The sequence below is a fragment of the Thiohalocapsa sp. genome (assembly GCF_019695415.1).
Taxonomy (GTDB): domain Bacteria; phylum Pseudomonadota; class Gammaproteobacteria; order Chromatiales; family Chromatiaceae; genus Thiohalocapsa.
The window spans coordinates 1-5,704 of the sequence record NZ_JAIFKJ010000129.1 but is presented as its reverse complement, the minus strand read 5'-3'; the positions used below and the strand labels follow the sequence as shown (position 1 = coordinate 5,704).

Here is a 5,704-nt window from a genome sequence, read left to right as displayed (position 1 = left end):
CCGGCTCCGTCTGATTTTTGGGCAGGATGCCCAATAAATCAGCATCTCCCTAGGTAATCGGCCGCGATGGCCAGTGCCTCACCCCCGATGCGCAGCGCCAGCACCTCGGCCTTGTTCGGCAGGCGCCGATCGAGCTCCGGCACCGCAAACATGAGCCGGTCGGTGGCGAAGTAGTCACGGTATGCGGCCCCCTCGCGGTAGTCGCGCTCGTATCCCGTATCGAGCGACAGGACGCGGGTGTCGGGGTGGCGCCGGCGCCATTCGCCCCAGGTGCTGGTCACCACAGGCAAGGTCTCAAGCTCGATGCCCTGTCCGGCCAATGGCCCGACCACGGGCCCGCCGGTGAGCGTCGACCACAGCGAGCTTGTCGCCCGGTCGTACATGAGCTTGTTGGATCGATGCTCGGGTGGTCGAGCGGCGGGATGCCGTCCTGGTTGACGCCGCCCCAGAGGACCTCATCCCGCACGTGGTCGTGCGCCGTCGCTGCGGCCGTCGCCTCGCCCTGCGCCTGCGTCGTGACTGGCGCCGGCATCTGGCCGGCGCAGCCGATCCAACCAAAGGGGCCATAGCCACACGAGGGTCATGGTCGAAACGCGACACGCTGCTCCCTACAACGCGTCAGATGGGAGGAATGGGCTCACGCTCGAGGCTTGCGCGATCCCAGCCGGCCAAATCCGCTGCGGCCTCGTAGGTACTCTGGAGGAAAGCGAGGAGCGTTGCGTCAGGATCAGCGGCGGCACGCACGGCATCGTAGGGCAGCAGGAACTCACCCAGCGTGTCGTGGAAAGAGGCCCCCGCGGGCTGAACCTCAGCGTTGCCGAACCCCGCGGGAACCGGATAGGCATAGGAATAGAAGGCGGCGTGGTCGATGGGCCCGCCGCCGGGCCAGAAACCCGCACTGCTGACCTCCTGACTGTAGGCCTCGCGTGTGACCGAATCCGGCAGATGCGGCACGCCGCCGGGGTGCGGCGGTGCCGGTCTGCCGGAGAATCGCGTCACCGCCAGATCGTTGCTGCCCCAGAAGAAGTGCACTGGGCTGCACTTGCCGGTGAAGCGCGCGCGAAACGCATGGAAGACGCGGTCGGTCTGCAGCAGCACCCGCCAGTAGCGGTTGGCATACTCGGCATCGTACGCGGCGTGGACCCCGTCTTGGCTGAAGGGAATGGGGTCGGGCATCTCGTTCGGCAGCTCATGGATCTGCACCGAGATACCCAGTTCGGCAAGAAGCCCCATCAGTTGCGCGTAGAAATCCGCGACGGACATAGGGTCCAACGGCAGGATCCGTGTCTGCCCATCGCTGACGGACACCAGGAGCCGGTGCTCGATGAAGTCAAAGTCGATCTGAAACTGCCGCTGACCGTCTGGTATGGGTGAGGTCGTCAGCCCGCGCGTCGTGACGTAGAGGGTGACGTGCCAGGAATGGTTGATCCAGGGCGACTTGGCCAGCCGGATTTTGCCGACCACCTGGGTCCACAGATGCAGGGTCTGACAGGTGTGCGACCACGCTGCGTAAGGCAGCTCGGGCCAAGCCACTTGGGATTGGGTCTGGATGCTCATGGTCTCCTCGTGCAGCGTTCACGCCGCGGCTGTGATCAGCTGCGGCACCTCCCGCTGGCTGCGGGCATGGTCCTGGTCGTGCTCTTGAGCCATTTTCAGCGCGCGCACACCAGACAGACCGTACTGTCGGCCGCGTACACTGTCGCCCAGCTGGCTGCCCCGGCTACGCCGACGCGCCCCGCTGCCGGTCAGACATCGCTCGTCTCTCGCGCCGCAATTTACGCGCACAGGCCGCGTGGAGACGACGCACACAAGAGGCTGTCCAGGACGTCGTGACACCCAGCTCGCCCACGCCGATGATCTCGTGGCAGTACGGGCAGGTCGTGGGCGTCTTGGTGCGGTTGATACGCATGGTTGGCTTCCAATAACGTGTTGGGTTGAGCGGCAGCCGGGTAGCGGCAAGAACCGTCCTCCAAGATCAAAACCCGCCATACTGCCCGAGCGAATGCCGGGCGCAAGGTCGCAGCTGATCAGTTTTCTGCCAGCTGCACAGCGTACTCGCCAAGGCGGGTTCGCGCTGCATTGGCCTGAATAGAACCGGCGTCGATGAGGCTCTGCAGGCGGCTTGCGAAGAACAGGTCGCTCATCAGATTGTGAGGATCGCAGCACGCCATCGCAGCACCCACAACGCGTGCTGCCGGTATCCAGGCTGACCCGCAGGACATCAGTAGAAACCCGTCGTCATGATCCACCGCGACGCCGATGATCCGCCCGTCCTCCAAACGGCGCAAGAGACGGCTTTCGCTACGACTGCCTCAGTTGCCAACAGGCCATCGCAAGAAACGTCGCCTCGGAGGCATTGTCTCCACTCCAGAGCACAACGGCCTCGGGCTGCTCCCGTTCTACCCACTCAACTACCTTCCGCCAGGCTGCAGCGGTTCGTGAGCGCGAGCTTCCTTTGCTGACAGGAACGTGAAGTTCCTGATCGACAACGCCCTGTCCCCGGAGGCTTGCATGTCCCCGGAGGCTTGCACTGAAAATGGCGGGCCGTCCTGCCCGCACGGGAAGCGCCCACAAATCGGCGCTTCCCTGACTCAGTAGCATAGGTCCGGCTTGCCGCTGATGGGCCGCTGGCGGCTGGTAAGGACACCGCCGGCGAAAGCTCTGGGGCTGCGGCGCATAGGGCCGCAGAAGAGGAGGAGCCGCTGTAACCATTTACTGTTGCGAAACGACTGGGCAGGGGTGAGTACCATCCTGATGAGGGCACCCCATGTCGTCGAGCGCAGTTGATATCGCAGCGGATCAGGCCATCGACTTCGAGCAGCTGGCTCGCGTCCACTGGCCGGCCCTTTACAACTATGCCAGGCGCCTTTCGGGCGATGTCCACATCGCCGAGGACTTGGTCCAAGAGAGCCTGCTGCGCGCCTGGCGCTCCCGCAAAGGGCTGCGCAACCCCGCCGCAGCGCTGGGCTGGCTGAAGACCATTGTCCGGCGGGAAAACGCCCGTCGCTTCGAGCGCGCCCAGCCCCGCGAGACCTGCATACCCGCCGAAGAGGTCAGTGCAGGGCACCAAACCTATGACACCTCCACGGAAGCCTTCGCGCTTCGCCGGGCCATCGAAGCCCTGCCGGTCGAATATTGTGAGCCGCTCGTGCTGCAGGTGCTGTACGGCCTGTCGCAGCAGGAGATTGCCGACCGGCTGGGGTTGTCCTCCGCCGGCGTTGGCACTCGGCTATTCCGCGCGCGCAGGAAGCTGCGTGAGTTGCTCGGGGAGCGGTGATAAGGGCGGTGATGACAGCTCCGAGGCACCTTTACCCCGGCCTGGGCCGGTGCGCACATGGCAGGTTGCCCGCAAGCGGTCTAGTCTTTGCTGTATCGCCTCCGCGCAGCGAAGTCGGACCATGGCCTCCTACCAAGTCACCGACACCGACGGCAGCACCCTGTTCGTTTTCGACTACGACGGCACGCCAGCCGAGGCGCTGGTCGAGTTGAAGCGCCGGCTGAGGCTTTGCGACCTGCTGTTGGGTGACGCCTTGGCCGCCGAGATGGAGATCGAGGTGGATGCAGAGCTGGAGCCGTGGGCACGGACGGACCGCTGACACGCTGCGCATAGGGTAGGGGGCCAGGGAGTCCATGAGCACGATCGACCTCCTCAGACACGGCGAGCCCCGCGGCGGTGTGCGTTACCGCGGGGACGGCGTCGATGATCCCCTCAGCGAGCGCGGCTGGGAGCAGATGTGGACCGCCGTCGCGCAGACCTCGGATTGGACCCACGTGGTCAGCTCACCCCTACGCCGTTGCCGGGACTTCGCGGAGGTGCTTGCGAAGCGTTTGGACCTGTCGCTGGTCGTCGACCCACGCCTGCGAGAGGTTGGCTTCGGGGCCTGGGAGGGGCGCCGCCATGACGAGATTCGTGATGCCGACCCGGCCGCCTATCTGGCCTTCTTCCGCGACGCCGTCAATCACCGCCCGCCGGACGCCGAGCCCCTGGACGCGTTTTATGCACGGGTGCGAGAGGGCATCCTGGCGATCTTCGACGCGCATCCGGAGGGTCATGTACTGCTCGTCTGCCATCTGGGCGTGATCCGGGCCGCGATCGCCCTGACCCTGGAGATGCCCCTTGCGACCTTCTACCGGATGCACACGCCCTATGCGGGCCGCATTCGTCTTCGCCGTACGGTCCGGGGTATCGAGCTCTGGCTCAGTCAGTGACCTCTGTCTGGCTCGATCAGGAAGCCCCAGCAAGCCCAAGCAGGCTTCTGACCTCTCGCGCCGAGGCTGCGGCGGTTACGGCGTCCGCAAGCGCGCGGTCTTGGGTGCAGGTACGGGTGGCTACGGTTTGGGCCAGGTATGGAGCATGAGCCACGTCCACCGAAAACGTCCGGTAGCCCAGACCGAGCAGCACCGGAAGCACCCCCGGCAGCTGCGGCAGAATGCCGCAGAGCTGGACCCGATCCACATCGGCGCCGGCGAGCCGAGCAACCTGGCCCAAGAGGCGGTACACGCTCGGGGCGTAGGGGTCCAGCTCATCGCGCAGCTGTGGCATATCCCGGTCGGCTCCGTACAGGGACTGCATGAGATCGTTCAGGCCGATTCCGACCAGTGCGGACTCCGCGAGGAAGTGATCCACCAAAAGCGCGGCCCCGACTGTCTCCAGCATCGGCCCGACGACCACATTGCAGGGCTGGGTTGCATCTTTGACAACCCGCTGCCAGTGCGTCAGCGTCGCCAGGGTGCCGACGTTTGGAATCAGCAGCCGCACCGGATAGCGTGGGCACAGCTCTGCGAGGGCAGCGAGCTGAGCGTCGAGCACAGAACGCACCAACGGATCATCGTAGAGCCGAGAACCATGCCGTCCGAGAGCCCCGGTGTCGGGAAGGCCCGCCGCCCACGCGGGATGCTTGTCCGGCGCCAGGTCCAGCAGCCGGATGGTGACCGGAAGGGGCGCGGCCGCCGCGAGGATGCCTTCGAATGCCTGCACATAGAAGTGTTTGTCCGGGATGCGACCATGCGCTGGCAACAGGAATTCGCTACGCACCAATCCCACGGCGGCCGCACCCTGCTCCCGTGCGACTCGGGCCGCGTCGGCTGCACGAACGCTCACCCGCAGTGCAACGGACTCCCCATCGCCTGTGTGCAGGGACGCGGGCACCGGCGGCGGTTTTGGCGTCAAGGCATCGGCCTGGATCGAGGCCGGCAGCACCCGTCCCGCCGCACCGTCCAGAACCACCGCCGTGCCCTCAACCAGGCCATTGCTCTGATCTGCATCGAGTATGACGGTGGGAACGCCCCGACTGAGCAGCGCGATGCTCGCGTGGGAGAAAGCCGCTGCCTTCGTCAGGATACAGCCGGCCGGCGAGGTCGCGAGTGACCCCAGTGCCTCGTGATCGGCGAGCAGAATGGCATCAGCATGCGCTTCGCGCCGGATGGGACCGCGGGCAATCCCGGGCACAAACCCCAAGCCGCGAGCCAGCTCCGGCAAGATCTTGGTCATGTCATTGAGTCTAGCCACTACCCGGCGTTTCTTCTAAGGAGATTGCGGGAAACTTTCGGGTCAGATGACGCAGGAATGACGTTCGCCTTCAAGGAGCTCCGGCGCGCGCATACCATGCTATGTGGGCGTCGGGCCGACACAGCAGACGTGCGTCAGGCCAAGTCAGCTGGTGTGCAAGGTGACGGAAATCGCCTAAGACGCAGTCGATCTTGG

At 65.4% G+C, this 5,704-nt stretch carries 7 protein-coding genes and 1 pseudogene; 3 read left to right on the top strand and 5 right to left on the bottom strand.

From position 1 onward, the window contains the following. Positions 1-38: 38 nt before the first annotated feature. From I6U14_RS03195 to I6U14_RS18240, 4 genes and pseudogenes are all read right to left on the bottom strand, one after another. Entirely contained in the window at positions 39-449 is a 411-nt protein-coding gene (locus I6U14_RS03195) for a DUF3179 domain-containing (seleno)protein (protein ID WP_296896839.1), read from the bottom strand. 169 nt (positions 450-618) lie between these two features. Beyond that, a complete protein-coding gene (locus tag I6U14_RS03190) occupies positions 619-1,557 on the bottom strand; it encodes a DUF5996 family protein (protein ID WP_296896837.1) in 939 nt (312 codons plus the stop codon). 470 nt (positions 1,558-2,027) lie between these two features. Next, positions 2,028-2,291, bottom strand: a pseudogene (locus tag I6U14_RS03185) (DUF3658 domain-containing protein); the annotation flags it as partial. 10 nt (positions 2,292-2,301) lie between these two features. Next, positions 2,302-2,601, bottom strand: coding sequence for a DUF1835 domain-containing protein (locus I6U14_RS18240; protein WP_367115619.1), 300 nt, complete (start codon positions 2,599-2,601; stop codon positions 2,302-2,304). 166 nt (positions 2,602-2,767) lie between these two features. Between I6U14_RS18240 and I6U14_RS03180 the strand changes: the two genes are divergently transcribed. From I6U14_RS03180 to I6U14_RS03170, 3 genes are all read left to right on the top strand, one after another. Continuing rightward, positions 2,768-3,277 carry a sigma-70 family RNA polymerase sigma factor gene (locus I6U14_RS03180; RefSeq protein ID WP_296896836.1) on the top strand — a complete coding sequence of 170 codons (510 nt, stop codon included), beginning with the start codon at positions 2,768-2,770 and terminating at the stop codon, positions 3,275-3,277. 121 nt (positions 3,278-3,398) lie between these two features. Beyond that, positions 3,399-3,596, top strand: coding sequence for a hypothetical protein (locus I6U14_RS03175; protein ID WP_296896835.1), 198 nt, complete (start codon positions 3,399-3,401; stop codon positions 3,594-3,596). Between the two features lie 34 nt (positions 3,597-3,630). Further along, on the top strand, positions 3,631-4,209 hold the full coding sequence (locus tag I6U14_RS03170) for a histidine phosphatase family protein (RefSeq protein ID WP_296896833.1): 579 nt from the start codon (positions 3,631-3,633) through the stop codon (positions 4,207-4,209). A 16-nt stretch (positions 4,210-4,225) separates the two neighbouring features. On the opposite strand, the gene I6U14_RS03165 is transcribed toward I6U14_RS03170, so the two are convergent. After that, positions 4,226-5,491: a putative PEP-binding protein gene (locus I6U14_RS03165; protein ID WP_296896831.1), complete on the bottom strand. Its 1,266-nt coding sequence runs from the start codon at positions 5,489-5,491 to the stop codon at positions 4,226-4,228. Positions 5,492-5,704: the final 213 nt, after the last annotated feature.

Bases quoted from the DNA above. Each gene is read 5' to 3' on its own strand.
- I6U14_RS03190 (WP_296896837.1), bottom strand. From the start codon at position 1,557: ATGAGCATCCAGACCCAATCCCAAGTGGCTTGGCCCGAGCTGCCTTAC.
- I6U14_RS18240 (WP_367115619.1), bottom strand. From the start codon at position 2,601: ATGCTACTGAGTCAGGGAAGCGCCGATTTGTGGGCGCTTCCCGTGCGG.
- I6U14_RS03180 (WP_296896836.1), top strand. From the start codon at position 2,768: ATGTCGTCGAGCGCAGTTGATATCGCAGCGGATCAGGCCATCGACTTC.
- I6U14_RS03175 (WP_296896835.1), top strand. From the start codon at position 3,399: ATGGCCTCCTACCAAGTCACCGACACCGACGGCAGCACCCTGTTCGTT.
- I6U14_RS03170 (WP_296896833.1), top strand. From the start codon at position 3,631: ATGAGCACGATCGACCTCCTCAGACACGGCGAGCCCCGCGGCGGTGTG.
- I6U14_RS03165 (WP_296896831.1), bottom strand. From the start codon at position 5,491: ATGACCAAGATCTTGCCGGAGCTGGCTCGCGGCTTGGGGTTTGTGCCC.